The following is a 23,883-nucleotide window of genomic DNA, read 5'->3' on the forward strand; positions in this document are numbered from 1 at the left end:
TATTGTGGTTTGCATGTAAAGTATAGTACAGATTAACTAGTTCGATTGAATTGAAGAAGCTCCCTTATCAACCCATTCAACTTGCTCCTGTGACAGGAAGGTAAAAACATTTTGAGAGACAGAGAAAAATGACTCACTACTCGAAGATATTTTTATCTGTTCCGGAGAAGGACTAAGCAACTCAGCAATATCATTATGCCCCATAATGAGGGCAATGTCGTAGGGGGATATTTGAATAGGCGTATCCCCATAAACACAATAAAACAAAAAAATTGTTATTGATTTTAATAGATTAAAATACCACGTAGAACCATCCTCTGGCATGTCGTTAAAAGAATTTATTAGCCATCTAAAAAATTTATAAAACCATCCATTCTTATTCTCTGGTGTTTCTTTCAAGACTTGCTGCATAATAAAGTTGTTCATTCTGATGGCAACTTTCTCATCCCCGTTCCAGGACGTAAAACAACTTAACCTCCCTGCGGATTTAGTTAAATACAGATTCAAATTGGCTTTTTGTTTTAGTAACAACTCCACTATCGAACGATGACCTTCTTGCACAGCAATAAAAAGAGGAGTCGCCCCCTCTGACGATGACTGATCGATATCAACTTGATGTCTGATTAGTTCCCTAACGAGTTCTTCATGTCCAAGCGTAGCTGCAATAAATATAGAGGGGTCACCCACTAATAACTGGTTCAAATCAACACCATGCTTCGCTAATTCCGCAACCATTGCTGCATCTCCATTAATGACAGCAACATACAGTGGAGTCTCTTCGTTATACGATGGTTTATTTGGCTCGGCACCATACTTAACTAATTCTGCAACAATTGCTCTATGTCCATTGAAAGCGGCAATATACATCGGTATCGCGCCACCAAATGATGGTTGATTCAGCTCCGCACCATGTTTCGCTAGTTCCACGAGAATATCTACCTGCCCATATTCAGCGGCGATATATACGAGTGCCACACTATCAGTGGTTAACTGGCTTAAATCCGGGTAAAATTGCATTAACTGTCTGAATTTTTGGGCCTCATTATTCTTCACCAAAAGTGTCAGCAAACTTAATGAGTAGGATTTATCTACGAGCTTCTCTGCAGTTAATAAATGTCTTTGATCCAATTGATTCAATGTATCTTTCAGCAGGACTAACTTAGGATTCTTTTGGGTAGTTATTACCTGAGTTGTAAATACTAATCGATTCTCTTCTATTGGCAAAAAAAAAGCCTCGGCAAGCAATTGGGGCAGTTCGTCGGTACTTACCGATTTAGGCGGATATTGATTACTGTCCATGAAGGACCATCCCCTGACCTTTGAGTACGTTACAGCAATACTATGAGATACACTAGATAATAAAAAACCAATAGTTTCATCAGCCGGAATGTCTAAGACATCGATTAAATTAGCGATCATATCAAAATAACTTTTTATTTCTTCCAGATAATAAAGGTTTGATGCGGAGTATACTGAGGCCAAGCCACCCAGCTCACGCATCTTATTTGATGAAGCCACTGATGAAAACCCATCAACATTCCCTTGATCAGTGCGTTGACCACGAAAGATGGCACACCCACTAGGATTCTGAAACAAAGCAAGGCTGTCAAAAAAACCCATTACTTCAAAACATGCTAAATCTTCTGCAGTTAAATTCTTTCCTTTTTTAGCTTTTGCTCGAGTAAAATCGTTTTTAAGAGCGACACCCCGCGCAAGAACTGCTTCAAGACGCGCTAAAAAAAAATGCTCTTCGTTAAGCAGGCAAGCTTCAATCCAACGAACGGCTAAACCATGGCACAGCCCGGGTGTTTTTTCATAGCCTAATTGATTAAACAAATTTACTAGATTAGAGTGCATTAAAAAACAAATAAAGAGTCAATTTGATCATTATAGCACCACAAAAGGATGTAAATAAACAAATATCGCCAGCCTTACAGGCCTATGCCTTTGTCGTTAAGATATTTTACAGGCTATTATTTATATGAGGAGGAAAAGAGGCAGTAAACTACCCCTTAAAGAATAAGAATTAGTGGTGCTCACCAGCACAGCCTTTGCAGTCTTTGCAACCCGCTTCGCCTTTGCAGCCAGAACAGCCTTTGCAATCATGTTTACCTGCACAGCCTTTACAGCGTTTGCAGCTGGCGGCGGTAGTAGCCTCATCAGCATAAGCAACAGAGAGTACAGGCACTGCCAATACTGTTAACAAGGCAGCTACAGCCATTGTCGTTTTTTTCATAGTATAACTTTCCTAGATGGTTAATGAGTTTGAACTCAAAACTGATATTAGCAAAGAATTTGTGAATTTTCTTCTCTTTTGTATAAAAATTAGGTTCCAAGGTCCCTGTGGTCTACTCTTCATCCTTGAAAGAAAGTAACCGAGGATAAATGTTAAGAGACCTCACTCTTCGATGCGCGTAACAAAAATTTATCTAACATTCGTGTACTTAATATACGCTTTAAAAAAACCATAACATGGGCAGGAAGCGTGACAGGATATTTTGCGCGGGGGCGTTTAGACTCAATTGCATGAATCAGTTTAGCAATTACGGCCTCGGGTGTTTTAGTAAATACTGAATTAGAGCCTGTTTCTTTGTGGCCCTGGATAAGTCTGCTGTATTGTGTATTAAAATGGCTCTTTTCGGGATGAAGGTTTGTAAGCGTGCTCTCCACACAATTGTCTCGAAAGCGGCTTTCGATAGGACCAGGCTCTATGGTAATTATCTCGATGCCTGAGGACTTAAGCTCCAATCTCAAAGTATCACTTATACCCTCAACAGCATACTTGGATGCATTATATGCACCACGAAATGGCATGCTTATCACACCCAGGATAGAGCTAATATTAATTATCCGCCCTTGCCCCTGTTGACGCATTACAGGTATTGCAAGCGCACTAAGCTCCATCAAACCAAAAACATTCGTTTCAAATTGCTGGCGTAATGTCTCCCGGGATAAATCTTCTAACGCCCCCACCTGGCCATAACCTGCATTATTAATTAAAACATCTAAGCGACTGCCCGTTTTCGTGAGCACTTCAGCAAAAGCAGTTTGAATTGAAGCAGAGTCATTTACATCTAAAAGGAGCGTATCTAAACCTAAAGCAATGAGCTGTTGTTGATCTTCTTTTTTTCTACACGAAGCAATTACTTGATGTCCTCTTTTCTGTAATGCTTGTGCCGCATCTAATCCAATACCACTGGAGCAACCTGTTATTAATATTGTCTTTTTATTCATTATTAAAATCGCCTGTGAAAAAATTAATCATTTCAATTTATAGTCTATAATTTTCATAGAATAACAAAAAAGGACCTCAATCATGGAACGAGCAAAAACTAAAAACAGTAAGGCTCTATCAATACTTCTTTTTTCTTTTCTACTTTTAACTGGTGGAGGACTATACAATACGGCTAAGGCCGCAAGTTCACCTGCATCTCCCTTAGCCGGACAACAGCTCGCGTATTTTGTTGGCTATCATACTAATGCCCCTGTTTATGTTGGGCCCCGTGTTTATGTTGGACCTCGCGTTCAAGTGCAACACCGCCACCGAAGTGTGCGTTGGACAGGTTGGAGATACATCGGTCATGGTTGCCGTCAAAATTGCTTGGTAGATCGTTGGACTGGACGTGTTATACGATGTAACCGTAGTTGTCGTAGATAATAGTTAAAGCATATTTATTACTGAGCAGGTAGACCTAGAAAGCTGGGCCCTGCACAGCCCAGCCAACCCTAATTTAAGCGAAATAATCGATCACACCTTGTGGCTTCACCTTATTTTTTACTGGTGTGAACAGCACGTCCTCTTCGATTTCATTTAAGTAAGTAGCCTCTTCTTGAGCTGATCCTTCATGCTGTTGGGCAAACTGACGTGTGCCGGCATCAGAATCAACATTAAACTCAGACAAATTAAGACCCTGTTCTGCCATCATTGTATGTAATCTGGCAACAGACTGATCAATAACGTCACGAACCTGCTGGTTATGGCTGATGATAGTTACCGCTGCCGAATTGTTAATCACTTTAATACTGATCTCTAAAGGCCCTAGATCTTCAGGATGTATGCGAATAGTCGCGTTTTTAATCCCTTGTTGCCCCAGCCACATTACATGCTCAGAAAATTGCGTTGACCACTGTGGATCGTCAATATCCAATGGGATAGAAAGCGCTGGGGAGGTCGGGCTACTACGCTCGAGCTGTTTTGGACTGACCGCAGAATGAGCCTCTAGATTATTAATTACATGACTCGCTAAAGAACGATCCACTGGCCCAGAGTGCTCCGGTGAGTTACTCTCTGTCCCCGAGAAACTAAACTCAGAACCTTGCTCCGTTTTAAATTGAGATAAGTTTTCACTATCAAAATCAGAGGATTCAAAATACTTAATATCTTCTTCGGAGGATAAATCGCTGGAATTTAATGCGACTGGCAACACATCGGTACGCTCTGCCGCAAATGAATCCTCTGCCACCAAGGCAACCTCTTGCTGGAGTACATCAAGATCCTTCAAGCCCACTTGATTGATGTCTACTTGAGCTAATTCAGACCCTACATTCAATGTACTTAAATGCACTTGCTCATTAGTTTTAACTTCAGCTTCTGTCCCCAATGCAAATAAAGCAGAAGGTGCCTTCGTCAAAGTGAGATCCTCTGCTGAAGGTTCTGAGGGCTCAGGAATAAGGCTATTGGAAAGTTCTGTAGGTTGTACTATTTGTCCTGCTTCTGTAGCTGAAATAGCAGCGCTAGAATTTCGTTCGGCTTGATAATATTCAGAATTAATCCAATTCACTGCAATATTATCTTCTAAATTGGCACCAAGTTCGGTATTCAAGGGCGGAGGAATTGATTTACTTGCTGCTGCATCTGAGTTAATAAAATGTACCGAATCTGATTTCGCTGAGTCTTTAGGCGTTTCTTCAACAATCTCAGGAGTAACTTGCGTTAATAAAAATAGAAAGGTGCTGGGGTCAATGGAATCATCTTCTTGTGACTCATTTTCTTGAGTTGCAGTTATCTGTTTCGGTTCACTACTCTCTTGGCTATTAAGCATAAACAATGAACTTAAAGCTATGTTATTTAAATCCAGCATCCAACACTCCTTCGTTTCCTACGAACCCTCGTAGCGATATCCTTATGTACTGCAAACGAACTGCAAAGACAAATATTACTTGAGCATAAAACTTTGTAAAGAGATCTATTCGTATTTAACAAAGATAATACTCTTTTTTTATCAAAAAGATAGCGGAACTGTGAATGATTCATCCTTTGCTTTGCCCGCTCCCACTTCTAAACTACCGATGAAACACCTTAGTTATTTTCAAGCTTACAAGCAGCCCTAATGTGCGAGACGAGCGTCCTAACACGCTCTATTCACTGCAAACGAACTGCAAAGACAATTAAGACCACGTTAATAAATATTACTTGAATGTAAAACTCACCAAGGAAAGCTATTCGCCTTGAAACAGAGATGATACTCTTTTTTTATCAAAAGAATGGGAGGAACTACCGATGACTGGTCCTTTATTTAATCGAACTCCAACTCGCCGGCAAGTTGAGCAGAAAATCAACGACGCAAAACAACTGCTTTCACCAAAGAGTATCGAAGATAATGAACTATTCTTGCAGATGCTTGACCAAAGAATCAGCGATTTTACCCACGCACTTTCCCCCCAAAGTGAGTTATCAAAATCTGATAAAAATGATGTTTTATTACAATATTATCGATTTGCCAAAACACTCTATGCATGTTTAAACAACCCAACTAGAGCCCAGATGTATATAAATGGTTATTTTAACCAATTCTATTATCCGGTTGGCGTCGATGAGTACTATCAACCCGGTCCTGGAAAATATTATGGTTCTAGAGCAGGAACAGCATTGGGCGGCTCATTGATCCTGGCCTCACTTGCCGCATTTGCGTTTAGTCCCTTAATCGCAGCAATCATGCTCCCGATAGGCATTACCATTTTAGCCCCTAGCCTCTTTGCTTTATGGGTTCCTGAGATGCTTGATCCAACCGAGAAAAAAATTGAAGAGCGGCTTATTTTTGATACTGGAGTAAGCATGTTACAGTCACAAGCGATTAATGAAGTAGATCAGCAAAACGCTCAACACTACCAAAGCATGTCGGTATAAAAAAAACACATCTTGGATTACATGAAAACTGTAATCCAGGCAAAATTTCCCTCGCGGCTTTTAAAGTCCACATTTTCTTTGTTTTCATGAGGAGTCACATGAAAAATTCTAAAATTTAAGCTATGATTCAACTTTTAATTCCAGGAGTTTTTTTATGAAAGTTGGCCACGACAGTCTATCCACCAAGTGTCAATTGCACGTAGATGGAAAGACCTATAACTACTACAGCCTCAAAGAAGCTGAAAATAAAAATTTAAAAGGGGTTAACCGTCTTCCCTACTCTCTGAAAGTACTTCTCGAAAACCTATTACGTTTTGAAGACAACAACACCGTAACCACTAAAGATATTGAAGCGATTGCTGCCTGGCTAGACAAAAAAACATCTCAACATGAAATTGCATTTCGACCAGCTCGCGTACTGATGCAAGACTTTACAGGGGTTCCCGCGGTTGTTGACTTAGCAGCAATGCGAGCGGCTCTTGTGAAAATGGGTGGTAATCCAGATAAGATTTCTCCGTTATCTCCAGTTGATTTGGTCATTGACCATTCAGTGATGGTTGATAAATTCGGTACTAGTGATTCCTTAACTATTAATACTGAAATTGAGATGGAACGTAACAACGAACGTTATGAGTTTTTACGTTGGGGACAAAAAGCATTCAACAATTTCCAAGTTGTTCCTCCTGGAACAGGTATTTGCCATCAGGTAAACCTGGAGTATTTAGGTAAGACTGTATGGAGCAGCAGTGACGAGGGTCAATTATACGCCTATCCAGATACCTTAGTAGGTACTGACTCTCATACAACCATGATCAATGGCTTAGGCGTTTTAGGCTGGGGTGTTGGTGGGATTGAGGCAGAAGCGGCTATGCTAGGCCAACCCGTGTCGATGCTAATTCCAGAAGTTATTGGCTTCAAATTACATGGCAAGATGCATGAAGGAATCACGGCCACCGACTTAGTACTCACCGTAACTCAAATGTTGAGAAAGAAAGGTGTTGTTGGTAAGTTTGTTGAATTCTACGGCCCAGGCTTAAGTGATTTGCCACTGGCTGACCGTGCAACTATTTCCAATATGGCTCCAGAATACGGTGCTACCTGTGGCTTCTTCCCTGTTGATAAAGAAACTATTCGTTACCTTGAATTAACAGGCCGTGACGCCCACACCATTGCCCTGGTTGAGGCTTATGCCAAAGCTCAAGGCATGTGGTACGACAAAGACAGTGTAGACCCAGTATTTACTGATACTTTAGAATTAGATTTAGGCTCGATCGAACCTTCTTTAGCTGGCCCAAAACGCCCACAAGATAAAGTAAATCTACACACATTACCCGTTGAGTTTGCTGCCTTCCTAAAAGAATCAGGCAAAGAACAAGAAAAAGATAAGTCATTTCCAGTTAAAGGTCAGGACTTTGAAATGAAACACGGTAATGTAGTTATTGCCGCAATTACCAGCTGTACCAATACTTCAAACCCAAGCGTGCTCATGGCTGCAGGGCTTGTTGCTAAAAAAGCGATCGAAAAAGGATTACAACGTAAACCTTGGGTTAAATCGTCCTTAGCCCCTGGCTCTAAAGTAGTTACTGATTACCTGAACCATGCAGGGTTGCAATCGTACCTGGATCAATTAGGTTTTAATTTAGTTGGTTATGGTTGTACTACTTGTATTGGTAACTCAGGCCCTCTTCCTGATGCGATTTCACATTCAATCAGCGAGAATGATTTGGTTGTTGCCTCTGTATTATCGGGAAACCGTAACTTTGAAGGTCGTGTCCATCCGCAAGTAAGAACAAACTGGTTGGCTTCTCCTCCATTAGTTGTTGCTTATGCGCTTTGCGGAACTACTTGCATTGACTTAGGTAAAGAACCTATTGGCAAAGACAATAAAGGAAATGATGTATTCCTAAAAGATATTTGGCCAACAAATGCAGAAATTGCAGCTGAAGTTTCTAAAGTTACTGGCGGTATGTTCCGTAAAGAATATGCAGAAGTATTCCAAGGTGATGCACACTGGCAAGCAATTAAGACCAGTACTGGCAAAACATACGAGTGGGATGCTGATTCAACCTACATTCAACATCCCCCATTCTTTGATAACTTAAAAGAGACTCCAGATCCAATTAAACCCATTAAACAGGCTTATGTCCTGGCCCTTTTTGGTGACTCGATTACTACCGACCATATTTCTCCTGCGGGTTCAATTAAAGCCAACTCACCTGCTGGCTTGTATTTAAAATCTAAAGGTGTTAGTGAGAAAGAGTTCAACTCTTATGGCTCTCGTCGTGGTAACCATGAAGTGATGATGCGAGGAACTTTTGCGAACATTCGTATTCGTAACGAAATGACTCCTGGCCAAGAAGGTGGTATCACTCGTTATATTCCTACGGGTGATGTCATGCCAATTTACGATGCAGCGATGCTTTATCAAAAAGATCATCACGACTTAGTGGTTATTGCGGGTAAAGAGTATGGTACGGGTTCATCAAGAGACTGGGCCGCGAAAGGTACGAACTTACTTGGTGTTAAAGCGGTAATTACTGAAAGCTTCGAGCGTATTCACCGTTCTAACTTAATCGGTATGGGCGTATTACCCTTACAGTTTACTCAAGACATGACACGTAAAACACTTGAATTAACTGGCGATGAACGCATCAGCATTGATGTTTCAGAGTCATTAGCTCCTGGTGCTATGGTTAATGTGACTATAGAACGTACTAATGGTAAGAGTGAGCAAATTCACGCTCTATGCCGTATTGATACTGCTGACGAATTGGAATACTACAAAAACGGTGGAATTCTGCAGTACGTATTAAGAAACATCGCTTAATGGAAACCTGGTTGCACGCAACCAGGTTACACCAATTTAATTTAAAAAAACCCGTATTTAGACACTGTCGTAATACGGGTTACAATCCAGAAGTCCCACTACTCAATCCAAGCAAATCCCTGTACTATCTTTTTTCCATATGCTCCGATGTTTTTCCCCCCCTGGTTATTGTCTTAGCTACCCCCCACTGTTATACTGCGCGACTGCTTATTTACTATGAATTCAGATAGGTGCGTGGAAAATTTTTTGCTTTCTTAATCCTTAATTAAAGTAGCTTTTTACCCAAGTAACCTAATGATTTATTTGTACGTTAAGGATTAATCATGAGTCAACCAAAAAAGGTTCTGAGCGTTTTTTCCTTGGTAATGATTAACGTAATTGCTGTTGATAGCTTACGTACCTTACCGATTAGCGCCAAACTGGGTTTATCATTAGTTTCCTACTATGTGATCGCGGCGATTGCTTTTTTTATTCCTGTTGCGCTTGTAGCAGCAGAATTAGCTACGGCTTATCCCAATACTGGCGGGTTGTATGTTTGGGTTAGAGAAGCATTTGGTAAACGTGCTGGCTTTATTACGATCTGGTTACAGTGGATCTACAATGTGGTTTGGTACCCCACCATGCTTGCATTTATTGCCGCCACCCTGTCTTATTTGATTGCTCCTGAACTCGCCAACAATAAGTTTTATTTATTGGGCACCGTTGTTGGACTCTTCTGGTTATTTACCTTCATAAACTGCTTTGGCATGAAAATATCCAGCATTGTGAGCATTGTCGGTGCGACTATAGGCACTGTACTTCCTATGGTGGTGATCATTGGACTAGCACTCTTATGGGGACTCCAAGGTAAGCCTATGGCAGTCGACTATCCCTCATCATGGTTTCCTAATTTTGAGTCATTGGGAAATCTTTCCTTATTTGCTGCGGTATTATTTGGCTTAATTGGTATGGAAATGTCAGCGGTGCATGCTGAAGAGGTAAAAAACCCTCAGCGTGACTATCCACGAGCCTTGTTGTACTCAACCATTTTAATCATCTCTACCCTTGCGTTAGGCTCTTTAGCTATTGTTGTGGTGGTTCCTAATGATAGCCTAAGTGTTGTTTCAGGTTTAATTGATGCCTACGCTGTGTTTTTTAAGTCCTACCACATGCCTTGGATGACCTCTGTACTTGCCGTGTTAATCATTCTTGGTGGTTTAAGCGGGGTTTCTGCCTGGATCATTGGACCCACTAAAGGATTGCTGGTTTCTGCACGTGATGGTTCTTTACCGGCACGATTTACCCGCACCAATAAGTATGGCGCACCCACAACTATTCTATTTACGCAAGCGATTATCGTTACGGTATTAAGTACGGTCTTTATTTTTTTAAATTCAATTAACGCAGCATATTGGATGTTGAGTGATTTAAGTGCGCAAATGGCGTTACTGGTTTATGTCATTATGTTTGCGTCAGCGATTAAACTAAGATATTCCAGACCCGATCAGCCTCGTGGATATAAAATACCTGGCGGAAATAAGATGATGTGGTTTGTCTCGGGATTAGGTATTTTTTGTTGTCTCAGTGCCATGTTGGTTGGCTTTGCGCCCCCTTCACAAATTCCTATCGGTGATGTATTCCTATTTGAATCGTTCCTTGTGGGTGGTTTGATTTTATTCGTCCTGCTTCCATGGTTTTTTGCTAAAAAACATTGATAGTCAGACATGTAGAAACAATTCCCCAACTCAATTAGCCTCTTCCTTCGAACTTTATGGATACCGCGGTCAAGCCGCGGTAATTCGTGCAACATTTGGCCTATACTGAGGTAATTCGTAAGATTTTTGGGAAATAAACAACAGGCGTAGTCCGTATTAGTGCAGCGTCATACGGACTACGACCTCGATGTATCTCGTGGTATTATTTGCACACAAGCCGACTACAACCCAAGATTAAGATTACTTTGCTCCTGTGGTGCTTCTCCTCCTGCTGCTGGAACTTTAATGTCGTGCAAGCGTTGCTTGAACGAAGACATCATCGTTTCTTCCTGAGTCGGTCCAGTAAAGAAAGACACAAACTTTTTAATCAGTTTAACAAACGGATTATCTGAGTTTTGATGCAATACTTCCTGACACTTCTCGCTCAAACCATGACTCTTAACATCTGCCAAACGCTCAGAAGGATCTTTCGAATCAACCTCTAACATTGCCTGCATCTTAGAGATTTCTTTTATTTTTTGATCTTTAATAAAAACCGATGTTTCTTTGCTATCAACATAGGCTTTCATCTCGCTAAGACTGTCATGTACTCTAATGAGCGAATCATATTGTGGTGCGCGAGCCAAGAACGATTGTACCTCTGCATTACGTCTTTGCAAATGCACCATCCCATCTTGCCCAGGAATATTGTCATCCGCAAGAATACCTTGATACTTTCTCAATTGATTGATTTTTTCTTCTCGTCCTGGATTACCTGGATTTGCTGCCTGTATGCGTTCTTCCTCGGCAATCACCTGACTGATTATTCTTAAAGAATCATTCAGTAAAACACATAATTCTTTTGCGTTCTGGTTCTTAGAACAAACATTAGCCCAATGTGTTTTAGACTTATCAGCAATTTGTTCCTCAGTTTTATCATCCACCGCTAAATCCGTAATTATTTCTGATTTTTTAGTCATAAAATCAGAACGCACCTCTTGAATAAACGCGTCAGTATAAGGACCTAACTCCCCTTGCATTGTCTCAGCCAGAGTAACGTTTAAATGATTATCAAACAGTTGTCCTTTATAAGCATCACCAACCAAATAATGATTAGCACTTCTTAATACATTCTGCTCTGATGCAGCACTTAATCTACTCAATGCCTGTTCTAATCGCTCAGAAGGTAATGATGTTGCATCAGTTAAACCTTCTTGAATTCCAGAAATAACAGCTAATCGTTTTTCTTTTTCCTGGGGAGGCATTGCTTCAATTTCAATCTTTTGCTTTAACTCATTAAGCACATCATAGATATTGATAATCGCATCATACCCCACTGCTTCACTTATTGTTTGGGTTGCATTGATATGAACCTCATTGATATGGTCAACTTTATTTTCTTGCCCACTTAAATCAAGTTTCGTTAATTCATCTCTTAATTTCATTAACGTATCCAGTTTTTTGGCTCTGCAAGGATTATTATCTGCCAATCCTTGTTCTTGCTCAATCAACTCATTAACTTTATCTAAGGTTGTATTTAATCGAGATAAAGCTTCTTGCATATTTTTATTTAATTCCAGTACAAGAGGTACAACCTGCTCCACAGAGGAAGCAATCTTCACTCCCATCTTCTCATTGAATTCAATGCCATTAAGAGCGGCTGTTTTGGCCTGCTTATAATCAGGCTGTATGGTTTTCATAAATGCCTCGGCATAAAAGCCCAAGGATTTACCTGCTGATTGTTTCACCGCCTCTTGTACTTGGGATTCAAACAACTTATCTTTGAAGGATTCTTTTTGCGCATCGATGATAATTTTAGAAGCATCGTCAATTCGTTGGGCAATAACGCCTTCCATGTCTTGGTTAATGTTTATTCCACCCACGATCTCTGCTTGTTTCTTAGTAAACTCAGGCAAAATATGCTCAAAAAATGCTTCAGCGTGAGGACCGAGTTGAGGCTCTAATGTACTTTTGAAATTGGCATTTACATAATTACTAAAAAGCTTCTCTTTAAAGGCCTCGATTTTTTGGGGGCCAATGACCTCTTGTTGTGTCTTGATCATATTCTCAAGATGAGTAATACGCTCCTCACATAATTTCAGTCTTAGTGCTTTTGCATCAGCAAGCCCTTGAATGAGCTCCTGTAATTTAGGGGCTTCAGCAACAATATTTTTCCCTTGTTCTTTGAAATCCTGAGGAGTCTGTAGCTCTCTTAAGTAGGCATTAAAATAAACCGATTTATGGACATCATCTATTTTAGCAAGATAAGGTTGAAGTTCTGCATAGTATTGTAAAAACTTTTTCTGATCTTCTTCAGATTCAAAATCTGATTCTCTTACTAAAAGTTGAAAGCGTTCAAATGTAGTTGTTGGTTTCAATGCGTTATCTTGCACAGCAAGTACTTGCTCCACTAACTCTCGTAAACTCGATTCATTATAAGCATCTTCAAGAAAATCTACGGTGAATTTAGGGTCAATCTCAGCTAATGCCGGTTGAAGCAAACCATAAGCTGCCGATGCGTTTTCTTTTAACCAAGGAAAATCATCTACAAGAGCTGTGCCAGAAACAGCACTCTCAGCATAAACCACAGCCAGCTCATCAAAAGCGTTAATCTGTTTAGCAAAGTCATCATAATGAGCACTTGTTAACGTTCCTTGAGCAACAGCAACAAAGTTCGTAGCCTCTATGTCATCTTTTCGTTTAACTTCTCTGGCCAAACGTTTTTGAGTGTCAGAAAGGTCCAAAAGCAATATGAGTCCATCCTGATCCTTCTTAAACTCAGTAGACACATTGACGATAAGGGACTCATAGAATCGGTCAAAACGCGCTTTAACAACATCAGAATAAGTTCCTGCTTTTAAGCCTAAATGAAACTCAGCACTGTCTGCGGCTTCCATAAAAATAGCACCAAATTCAGAGCGAATTTCTTTCAGACGAGCCAGCGCTAAATCATGGCTTAGAGTACCAATTTCTGAAATCTGCATTTGGAATTTGGCAATGGTATTTAATACTTTATTTGCGGTACCCGGACCAAATGACAGTCCATTTAAACCATCAACAAAACTTTTAACTTGCTTGTTTACTTCTTCTTCCGAAGCTAAAGAGGCTTCATCGACACCTTTAATGCGATTTAAAGCTACAGGCAATTGATAGAGTTTTTCTGCAATTAATTGCACGTATGATTTTGGTTCAGGCTCTGGACCGTATACAGGTCCTTGCTCTTCTTCGACGGCATCAACAACAACCGGCGTTTCAGCGGGCACTCGATCGGCTAAACCTCGTTCTACAATTTTTTGCTGCTCTTTCCACGCCTGAATCACATCAATCTGTGATGCTTCATTAGACGCTTTTAAATAGTCTCCACTATTGGTCATAGGCTCTTTTACATAATCACCTAAGATAGGAATATTTTTTATAGGCTCAAGTAAATCAAGCCCTTCTTGGAGAATTGATTTTAAGCCTGGGTTTGCGGCAGCCTCAAGCAAATGGAATTTACTCTTATTAATGTTTTGGAGTAACGCACTAAAAGCCCCCCACAGATGCCAAGCACGCGTGAATGTATTGGTAGGATCGGCGGTATTATTTAATTCTTCCAGCTCTTTCAACCCAACACGCATGTAATGCAAGGAATTGATTAACTGTTTGTACATTACGACTTCTTCGCTATCTTTATGAAGAAGCGTGTAAGGTAGATTTTTTGAATCCAAATCAAGTTTATCAGTACCACTTTCTTTGGGTAGCTGCTTCCATACCTCTGGCGATAAATTTTCTTTTAAGTAATTTTGGAATTTATCTTGTAAAAAGTTATCTACTGATTGAGAAAGCTTTAACTCACTGAGCATTCCAAACAATGTTTTCTTACCAACCTCCTCACCTTTAGCGGTAAGTGGCTCAGCGGTAACTTCTTTTTCTTTCTGCTCTTTTTCCTTATCAATATATGTCTTTTTATCTTGTTCCACTTTAGTTTGTAATGTAGCTAACGCACCATCAATTAACGTCTCCTGCTGGAGCACATGGGCTAAATACAAAGGTGGATTTTTAGGATCATTCGCTGTTGGCGAATTTAAAATAGCAACTAAATGCTCATTAAGACTCTCATAGGCAGAGCCCATCGTAAGCATCTGAGGTTGAAACTTTTTATATTGGGCGCGCAAAAACTCTTTATCTTCTGCAGTTAATGACTTGAACAAAGGCTCATTATTTACCGTATTTCTTGGTGGCTCACCTTGTTGTGCATATTCTTTTAAATAGTTGAAGAATTGATTCACCCCATCACGAGCCTGCTCTAATTTCGTGACGTGATTTGCAGCGATAATACCTTCTTTATGATAATGTTCGGCAGATTTACCCTCTTCAAAATGAATGACATAAGGTATATAAGGTTGTACTGAAACGTTTAACTGCGTAGTCTTCTCATTCGCTACATAAGCAACTTCTACTGCATGACTCATTGTGTTATCAATAAGTCGAGCTTTAAAGTCTGCTTGAGCTTTACTCTGCTCAATATGCTCCATCACCTCATTTTTGCATGCTAAAACTTTGGAAAAGTGGTTAGAACCCCACATTTGTTTGTATTCAGAACTCCATAATCTGGAGACGATATTTGCTCCTGTAGGGAGTGTTAATGCATCAACAATAAGTTTATCAACGTCTGGATGCATGGCAGCGAAATGAGATTGGAACTGTTTGTAATCCGCTAAAAGTGCTTCTCGTTCACTTGGAGAGACATTAGCTAAGCTCCACTTACATAAAGCTTGGTGAATACTGTTGTATGAGTTAAGTCGGTCAAAAAAGCGAGTTGCCGCCTCTTTGGCAGTATCATCATTTGCCTCAAAGAGTGTTTCATTCAATCGAGTAGTTTGATTTGCCTTTCTCTTTTCAACAAATCGCTCATCCATCATCACCGTTAGGCCTTCAACGGGCTTGATTTTCTCACCGACATCCAACTTGCCCTTGTCCCCAGCCAGATAACGCACCATGGTACCTAAGGTTGAATCCATATATTCAGTTGCGGTATCCAATACCCCGGCTGTTTGTGCAATCGCCTCAACTTGAGTGGCTAATTGGGTATAATAAGTGTTCATTTGTTTCAACACAGGATCAGTTAGGGTTCCTGGTTTTAAACTCATTCCTTCCTCAATTTTTTCTAATTCAGCAAGTAATTGAGGCAATAATTCATGCTTAATTTCATTCAGTTTATCTGCAGCATCCAAATAAGCTTGTTTCGTTAATGGGGCTGCTGTGTTTACCAAATCCGTACTGTGAGCAACTAACTTACGTATTACTCCAATATAACTGGGTAATCCCATAATGCCACCTTTAGTACTCAATTTTTCAAAGTACTCTTTGGTTTCATTGGCTCGTTTAATCATTGCTTGCTGATAAGCTTCAGGACTAGTAATTGATTTGTTTGCAATACCTGAAGCACCTGTGGCTACAAGTGTTTGCAAAGCCTCAAAACGACGAGGCAAATCAAAAATGAACGTACTTAAATTTTCCAGGCTCTTCTCTTTAGTATGCTTGGCGTGTGGAAGCTGCTGTATAGCACCCGCAAGAAGCGCCCCTGCACTTTCTTCAGGGTTTGAGGGAGTAAATTGTCCTAAGGCATTCGCAGCAAACGCCATTTTCGGCATCAGATCTTTGATATGTGGAGCCACGATTTCTTGAATATCAGAACTACTGTGGTTAATTAGCTCCAAGGCAGCAGCTACTTCATGCACCGCATTATATCCAGCCTTAGCAAGATCTTTATAAATGCCTATCTTGTATCTGTCTCGTTTGATATCAAGATTTTCAACTCCGGAAATTGCTTTTTCAACGTTTTCCAAAGCATTAAGTAGTTTTTTAAGAACCGCAACTTGTGAGGGATCAGTTGATGAAACCTTAAATGGAGCTTTTTCATCATTTCTTACAAAGTAAGCAGTAAGCTCAGGAGAAAAATACTCACCCTTGGTAATCGCATCAAGAATACTTGTTCTTATAGTCTTACAAGTATCTGCAATCTTTAAGTCTTCTTTAAACTGGATAATATATTTTTCAAGGTCTCTATGATTCATAATTGTTGCCCAAATAATGAATTAACTATATATATGATAGTCGAAAAAGAGAGCAATTTGACATGAAGAATTGAGAACTTAGCAAAATCTTAACAATTAAAAAACTTTCTTGTGAATTAAAAGGGCGATGTGTTTAAATATTAAACTACAATCTATGGCTAGGGGTGTCATCTTTAGTATCTTTATCGGTAGGATCATCCCCCCCAAACAAAGAAGTAAATAGGCTATTAAACAAACTAAAAGGACTAGTTGATAATTTAGGTTCCGTCGTTTTTTGTTCTTGTTGCTTTGTTAAATAAAACTGAAATACATTTAATTGCTCTTTAAATTCTGTAAATGCGACAAAATCATTGGGAGATAAAACCAATCCAAGTTCATCTTTACCATGGGGTATCTGAAGATAGTTTATTAACGAATCACGATCGTATACCTTTCCTTTCGACGTAATCACTGGGTTTTTAATCAATTCTTGACTTATCGGACATAAAAACAATTCAGGCCTATCTGGAAGCATACCTTGTTGATGAACAATTTTTCTAACTTCCAGAATAAAAGCTTCTTTCTTTTTCACATACTCTTCTTTACGTTTCGTAAAATCTTCAATATGTCTTACTAATTCAGGAAAAGGCTTAAGATCATCTACTTTCAACGGATTACGGCTTATGGGATCATTTCGCTCTTCTTTTCTTTTTTGTTTTAAGTAAGTAAGAATAAACTCCTCATCATAAACCTTTCCCTCAGGTGTAATAACCGGCTTTTTCATGAAGTCACCGCTAATAGGACAAAGAAGCATGGCCGGTGCGTTTTCAGGATGAGTTGATTGGGCTTCTTGGGAAGCCTCTTGAAGATACAGCGATTTATGTGACATTGGATTACTCTTAGACCCTAAAGACATGGTGTCCTACCTTATTACAATAAGCCTTCACAGGTTACCAATAAACTCCTTGTGAACACTTACCCATTAAATTATTGTTAAGTTTAATTTAAGTTTGATTAGTTGTCTATTTTTTATCCGAATCATCACGCAAAAGACAGGTCATTGCATGCTTTGCGATCATTAACTCTTCCTTCGTAGGAATGACCCCAACGAAGACTGCACTATTAGAGGTACTGATCACTGAATGATTACCAAGATTAGCCTCTTCGTCCATGCGCACACCAAGCCAATGCAAACGCTCACATACTTTTTTTCTCACTACAGCCGAATTTTCACCAATACCCGCTGTAAAAATAATCGCATTACATCCCTGCAATATTGAAAGCAAGCTACCCATCTCCTGAGCTACCCGATAACTAAATAAATCAACGGCTTCAATAGCCCTTGGATCAGGATTAAATTCTAAATCCTGTATGTCTGAACTAATTTCAGAAACACCAAGTAAGCCCGACTTATAATACAAAAGATCATTAACTTCTTTCACGGTATACATTTTTTCTTGCTGCAAGTACAGCAACACACCAGGATCAATCGTTCCACAACGAGAGCCCATCATCAAACCATCTAAAGCAGTAAATCCCATGGATGACGCCATACTGTTACCGTCATGCATCGCGCAAAGACTAGCCCCATTACCTAGATGCGCCACAATAACTTTAGGGCCTATATTCTTTGGCAATACTGAAGCAATGTATTCATAAGAAATCCCATGGAATCCATAGCGAACTACTCCTTCAGCGGTCAATTCTCGTGGAATCGCAAATAAGGTTGCCAGTTTTTCTTGGGTGTGATGAAAGCTCGTATCAAAACAGGCAACTTGTGGCAAAGTTGGATACAACTTACTCACTGTATTGATTGCCATCACATTTAACGGTTGATGCAAAGGAGCTAGCGGGGTTAGCGAATCGATCTGTGCCGTAATCATTTCATTAATTAAACAAGGTTCTTGGAAAATAGCCCCCCCATGTACCACACGATGCCCTACAGCACTTAAAACAAAGCGATGAGGTAACCCACTAAACCAATCAAATAAGTGCGCTAAGCAGGATTCATATCCAGGAAAAGACACGGATTCATTGATAATTTGCCCCTGCTGGGTGCTATAAGCAACAAATTGAGGCTTATCAAATAGAGCGCTAATCTTACCCTGATAAAGTAATTTTAAATCAGCGCAGGTAAACAATGCGAATTTAATACTGGAAGAGCCTGCATTAAGAACCAAAATCGCTTTATCCATGCTATTTAACTCCATCCGTTTGTCTACGAACGTAAAGTAGTCCCATAATGCAGGAGGCTTTGCGTGATAATTCATCACTACCACGGCTAGTAAGAATAATCGGAACACGCGCGCCCAATACAATTCCTGCAGCCTCAATTCCGGAAAGATAAGTCATTTGTTTATACAACATATTTCCTGATTCAACATCAGGAACTACCAAAATATCGGCCTGTCCCGCAACTGGAGAATAAATTCCTTTCTCGCGAGCAGAATCCATAGAAATCGCATTATCAAATGCTAAAGGCCCATCCAGAACCCCTCCTTTAATTTGCCCACGCTCAGCCATTTTGCATAAGGCTGTGGCATCCAGTGTGGAGGGAATTTTTTCATTCACTGTTTCTACTGCAGACAAAATGGCGACATTAGGGATACCGAAACCTAAGGTGCTAAACAAATCAATCGCATTTTGCACTATGTCACATTTATCTTTTAAATTTGGGAATAAATTAATTGCCGCATCTGTCAAAAAGATTGGCTTAGGATAATTCGGTACATCCATGCAAAAGACATGGCTCATACGTCGCGCTGTACGCAACCCACTATTTTTATTTACGATAGGGGTCATTAATTCATCAGTATGAAGCTTACCTTTCATAATGGCTTCAACCAAGCATTTTTGCGCCATTTCCACCGCTTTTTCCGCGGCTTCATTACTATGCATTGTAGGAACAATCTCATAGTCGGAAATATCCAAATCAGCTTCTTTTGCAGCATCTAGGATTTTTTGTTTGGGGCCAATTAAGATGGGGGTAATTAAGCCATCTTGGGCTGCAGTAATTGCTCCGTTTAATGAAAGTACATCAACAGGATGGACTACTGCGGTAATTAACGGTCTATATTGGTTTTTTACTGCCATTAAACCTTGGTACCAATGGGCCTTTTCTTCTTTCAGCTCTACTTCAGGCAGGGTCATTCGTTTTCTTTTTATTTTTTCCGTAGGCGCAATAACTTTGGCGTATCCGCTAATCACCGTTTTACCGAACTGATTGACGCAAAGACAATCGAGCATCACAATATTTTTTTCTTGCACCTTCTCCGTAACCGTCAACGTTACCGTGATGGTATCACCAATGCCTACGGGCGATTCGAACTTTAAAGTTTGATCTAAATAGATGGTTCCCGGTCCTGGTAGCTCAGTCCCTAAAACGGTGGACAATAATGATGCCCCCCACATTCCATGCCCAACGATTTTGTGAAACATGTCTGTTTTAGCGTATTCAGCATCAACATGCGCCGGATTCACATCCCCCGACATCACTGCAAAAAGTTCTATATCTTTTTGCGTAAGAGTACGCTTTAAGGAAGCTGAATCACCAATAGAAATTTCATCAAAAACACGATTTTCAATGTAGCTCATCCTTTTCGTCCTTTTAAAAGGGATTTCTGAAAAATAGCAACAACCATTCATATTAATTAATTTTGATATATTGGCACTAATTGTCAAGCGCAACAAACAAGACATCGTTTAGGCGAAGTGAACAATAAAGTGCTACATTTTAATGTAGTCTATGGATAAAGGATAAGTTCGATGTATGCAATGATTTTGGAAAATCCCTTACAAAAATTAGTATATAAAGAAGTAGCTAAACCAAGCCCTGCGCCGAACCAGGTCTTAATTAAAGTGAGTGCTTGTGGAATTTGCAGAACTGATTTGCATGTTGTCGATGGTGAATTAACTAACCCTAAATTACCGCTTATTCCCGGACACCAAATCGTAGGAACAATTGCACAACTAGGCTCCGAGGTCAGAGAGTTTCATGTTGGTCAGCGAATTGGAGTTCCCTGGCTCGGAGGAAGTTGTGAGACCTGCCAATTTTGTCTCACTGGACGCGAAAATTTGTGTAATCGTGCGCGCTTTACAGGCTACCAAATTGATGGTGGATTTGCAGAATATTGCGTTGCAAACCATGGCTTTTGTTTTCCCATACCCGAAGGTTACTCAGATTATCAGGCTGCACCATTATTTTGTGCGGGATTGATTGGTTATCGCGCATTATTAAAAACAGCTCAAGCTGAACACTTAGGCTTATACGGTTTTGGTGCAGCAGCACACATACTTATTCAAGTTGCACGCCAGCAAGGAAGAACTATTTACGCATTTACCAGTCCCGGCGATTATGCGGCCCAAGAATTTGCCTATCAATTAGGTGCTAATTGGGCTGGAGACTCCAATCAAGCCCCTCCACATCTTCTGGATGCCGCAATTATTTTTGCTCCCGTTGGCACCCTGATACCTATTGCCTTAAGTCATACAATAAAAGGTGGAATAGTAGTCTGTGCAGGGATTCACATGAGTGATATTCCCAGTTTCCCTTATGATATTCTCTGGGGGGAACGCACTTTATGCTCTATTGCCAATTTAACGCGCAGAGACGGTAAAGAATTTTTAGCTTTAGCGCCAACCATTCCGATAACAACCGAAATTCACACCTATCCCTTGATTAAAGCGAACGAAGCACTTGATGATTTGCGCCACGGCCGTTTTACGGGGGCGGCAGTAATTACCATTGAAGGAGCTTGAGGGCGAATTACCCGATTTAAAAGCAAGAAAAGTATACCGTGGTCAAGTTATGCTAAGGACATAGGGACCAGTTCTCACAGACATGGGCAACACTTTTACCTCCAATGTGTACAATTGAGAATAGGGGCATTTATTGTTTTGGAGGAACGGAGAGCACGCAAAATGGCGCGCAGCAAAATGATTTCAAAATTCTGAGGTCGTAAACTTTGCATTGCAAATTGAATTAAAAATATTTAAATTCCACTAAACTAGCCTGAACGCGAATTATTCTACGCAGGCCTCTATAGTGGAAAAGTACAAAGAGTACCCTCATGTATAATAAAATTGTATTAGATATCCCCTTGAACAACAAACAAGCAATTGATGCGCTTATTAAAGAGCGATGTTCTGCCAGGCCTATTGTACCAGAATTAGTTGAAGCAAAAGAAATTAGGGTCCCCGAAGCCTATAACCGTTTTCAGGATTTAGAAAAAAAGGAAGCGTTCCAAAAGAAGCTGCTACAGAGCATGCAAGAACAGTTTACCCAAGAATATGGGATTATAAAAGCAGGCTATCTTATTAGAAAGTTTCATCAATTAACTAAAATTATGGAGCAGGATGGAGCTTTAATTTTTGGAAGAATGATCGACACAGAGAGTTTTCAAGAATTAATAACGCATTACACCGAAAAACTGGCAACAGATGGAAGTAATAGCTGGATCCATGCTTATATTAATCTTGGAAATCACCCCGATTTTTTGAGTGCGAATCAGTTTAGCGATGCATTTATTCATCCATTAATGATTGCGCTGATCGCCTATTCTTCTGGCGGTCCCATTCGAATGGTCGATGCTCGTGGAAAAGATGCTGAACCGTTAGCCGTTCAGGCACAAGACAACATGTTACATATTGACAATACACCATTTCGCCGAGAATTTAAAATTATTGTGACTTGGGAGCGCGGGAAACCTAGTGGTCCTAAAGGGCAAAATTTTGTCTTTATTCCTGGAACCCATAAAGGAGTTCGAAATTGTAATATCAGTAGCAATGGAGATGCCTGGTCTACTGAAGACGCTTCGATTTTTACTTCTAAGGAGGCGGTACAATCCATATTTGATTTACAGCAAAAAATAACAGGCGAAAAATCCCCAACTGTGGTTGAAGTAACCCATCCAGAAATGCCACTTACCACAATATTTGAAGCTGGGGCCCTAATTCATCATCGTTATCGGACATTAGAAAAGGATACACCCCGAAGCTGTATTATAATGGCCTTTCATCGTGCGCAAGATAACCCAGGACAATTTTTAAATAGCCAATATTTAGATCCTGTAGCGGCAGAGGGTAGTTTGATTCATCTGCTAATGGGAAAACATCATCATAATACTGAAGAACGATTTATTGCCGCAATTTTATCCACATCTAAAGCCATTGCATCAAAAATTACTGAATTAAACGCGCCAGAGGTACAGGGTTCGAAAATTATCCCTCCCACAACCCGTATTTTGACTGCAGAATTCGAGAAGTGGAAAACGACCGTTACTTCCGCACCCAAAGTGGAAGAAATAAAAATTAAGAACGCATATTTTCAACCAGGAGCAGAACTTACTTGTGAATTACTTGCAGAAATGATGAAGTATGACAAGCATGGTCCCTTAGATCTTATTCTTTATGAGGATGGTCATGAAGAAATTCGCAAATGGGCACGAAACCGCATCCGCGAAATGCCGTTAAACCGTTTAAAAAATCGCTTACAGCAATTTTTATCTTGGGATTTAATGACGGCACCGAGCATATCGGCCCTCCTTTCTCCCTTTACACTGCAAAAAATTGCCCAAGATTTGATGGGTTATATAGATGAGCTACCGTCCCACAACAAAGCTTACTTAGATAAGAGTGAAAAAATCTCATCTCAAGATGCTTATTGCTCTCTACGGCAATTGATTGCTGATTTGGGCGAAGCTATAGTACGTTGTACCTCACGCCAAACCTTTCTCTCAACCAGCTTATTTTTATTTTGGGCTAGTGATGAATTATCACGTCTTCAAATAGGAACAGAGAAACAGGCCCCACCTAGCTTATTGGAAAATGAGAGGATATTACTATCTCATTACCTCATAACCTATGTGCTCATAGAAAAACAAATTTTGCTAGAACAAAAACAGCAGGCCCGTCTGGATTGTAGTATGAATCACCTGCCGTCCTTCACTACGTTCAGTGCCTTAGAGAAACAAAATATAGATAGAACACAATCCAAAGATTCAGAGCACCGCGTTTATTTGCCCTGATTAATACGCTCAGGATTAACTGGACGATTATCAATACCACGAGCTACTCCATAAAGAGCCCAGGGTGTTGTAGAATTTTCTTTGCCGTATATCGAACAAGACTAAGGCAGAATTAAATACATCTTGCTCTTCAACAAATGATTTGGGATTATTTGCAAGCCAAAAACGTTAAAAAGGATTTTGATCTTAACAGAAG

Annotated in this window: 14 protein-coding genes; 6 read left to right on the forward strand and 8 right to left on the reverse strand. The window is 40.1% G+C overall.

Features of this window, described 5'->3' with window-relative positions; genetic code table 11:
- Positions 1–36: 36 nt before the first annotated feature.
- The 3 genes from ACD661_RS04015 to ACD661_RS04025 form a co-directional block, all read right to left on the reverse strand.
- A complete protein-coding gene (locus ACD661_RS04015) occupies positions 37–1,857 on the reverse strand; it encodes an ankyrin repeat domain-containing protein (RefSeq protein ID WP_400186495.1) in 1,821 nt (606 codons plus the stop codon).
- 169 nt (positions 1,858–2,026) lie between these two features.
- Positions 2,027–2,236, reverse strand: coding sequence for a hypothetical protein (locus tag ACD661_RS04020; RefSeq protein WP_400186497.1), 210 nt, complete (start codon positions 2,234–2,236; stop codon positions 2,027–2,029).
- A 152-nt stretch (positions 2,237–2,388) separates the two neighbouring features.
- A complete protein-coding gene (locus tag ACD661_RS04025; RefSeq protein ID WP_400186498.1) occupies positions 2,389–3,234 on the reverse strand; it encodes an SDR family NAD(P)-dependent oxidoreductase in 846 nt (281 codons plus the stop codon).
- 82 nt (positions 3,235–3,316) lie between these two features.
- Between ACD661_RS04025 and ACD661_RS04030 the strand changes: the two genes are divergently transcribed.
- Positions 3,317–3,658, forward strand: coding sequence for a hypothetical protein (locus ACD661_RS04030; RefSeq protein ID WP_400186500.1), 342 nt, complete (start codon positions 3,317–3,319; stop codon positions 3,656–3,658).
- A gap of 73 nt (positions 3,659–3,731) precedes the next feature.
- On the opposite strand, the gene ACD661_RS04035 is transcribed toward ACD661_RS04030, so the two are convergent.
- A complete protein-coding gene (locus ACD661_RS04035; protein WP_400186501.1) occupies positions 3,732–5,081 on the reverse strand; it encodes a flagellar hook-length control protein FliK in 1,350 nt (449 codons plus the stop codon).
- A 419-nt stretch (positions 5,082–5,500) separates the two neighbouring features.
- Here ACD661_RS04035 and ACD661_RS04040 point away from each other — a divergent pair, with 419 nt between their 5' ends.
- The 3 genes from ACD661_RS04040 to ACD661_RS04050 all read left to right on the forward strand — a co-directional run bounded on the left by ACD661_RS04040 (position 5,501) and on the right by ACD661_RS04050 (position 10,648).
- On the forward strand, positions 5,501–6,127 hold the full coding sequence (locus tag ACD661_RS04040; protein WP_400186503.1) for a lpg1689 family Dot/Icm T4SS effector: 627 nt from the start codon (positions 5,501–5,503) through the stop codon (positions 6,125–6,127).
- 154 nt (positions 6,128–6,281) lie between these two features.
- The gene (acnA, locus tag ACD661_RS04045) at positions 6,282–8,954 is read left to right on the forward strand and encodes an aconitate hydratase AcnA (RefSeq protein ID WP_400186504.1); all 2,673 of its coding nucleotides are present in this window, start codon (positions 6,282–6,284) and stop codon (positions 8,952–8,954) included.
- Positions 8,955–9,277: 323 nt separating this feature from the next.
- Positions 9,278–10,648 carry an amino acid permease gene (locus tag ACD661_RS04050; RefSeq protein WP_400186506.1) on the forward strand — a complete coding sequence of 457 codons (1,371 nt, stop codon included), beginning with the start codon at positions 9,278–9,280 and terminating at the stop codon, positions 10,646–10,648.
- 221 nt (positions 10,649–10,869) lie between these two features.
- Here the strand turns inward: ACD661_RS04050 and ACD661_RS04055 are convergent, their stop codons facing one another.
- From ACD661_RS04055 to ACD661_RS04070, 4 genes are all read right to left on the reverse strand, one after another.
- Positions 10,870–16,683, reverse strand: coding sequence for a hypothetical protein (locus ACD661_RS04055; protein WP_400186508.1), 5,814 nt, complete (start codon positions 16,681–16,683; stop codon positions 10,870–10,872).
- 145 nt (positions 16,684–16,828) lie between these two features.
- Positions 16,829–17,551 (reverse strand): U-box domain-containing protein, encoded by a 723-nt coding sequence (locus tag ACD661_RS04060; protein WP_400186510.1) that lies wholly within the window; start codon positions 17,549–17,551, stop codon positions 16,829–16,831.
- Positions 17,552–17,684: 133 nt separating this feature from the next.
- Positions 17,685–18,857, reverse strand: a complete 1,173-nt coding sequence (locus ACD661_RS04065; protein ID WP_400186511.1) for an acetate/propionate family kinase — start codon at positions 18,855–18,857, stop codon at positions 17,685–17,687.
- A gap of 1 nt (position 18,858) precedes the next feature.
- Entirely contained in the window at positions 18,859–20,256 is a 1,398-nt protein-coding gene (locus ACD661_RS04070) for a bifunctional enoyl-CoA hydratase/phosphate acetyltransferase (RefSeq protein ID WP_400186513.1), read from the reverse strand.
- A 171-nt stretch (positions 20,257–20,427) separates the two neighbouring features.
- Between ACD661_RS04070 and ACD661_RS04075 the strand changes: the two genes are divergently transcribed.
- Both ACD661_RS04075 and ACD661_RS04080 read left to right on the forward strand, forming a co-directional pair.
- Positions 20,428–21,420, forward strand: coding sequence for a zinc-dependent alcohol dehydrogenase family protein (locus ACD661_RS04075; protein ID WP_400186514.1), 993 nt, complete (start codon positions 20,428–20,430; stop codon positions 21,418–21,420).
- 311 nt (positions 21,421–21,731) lie between these two features.
- Entirely contained in the window at positions 21,732–23,687 is a 1,956-nt protein-coding gene (locus ACD661_RS04080; RefSeq protein ID WP_400186516.1) for a hypothetical protein, read from the forward strand.
- Positions 23,688–23,883 lie beyond the last annotated feature (196 nt).

Source organism: Legionella lytica, assembly GCF_044626755.1.
GTDB classification, from domain to species: Bacteria; Pseudomonadota; Gammaproteobacteria; order Legionellales; family Legionellaceae; genus Legionella; species Legionella lytica_A.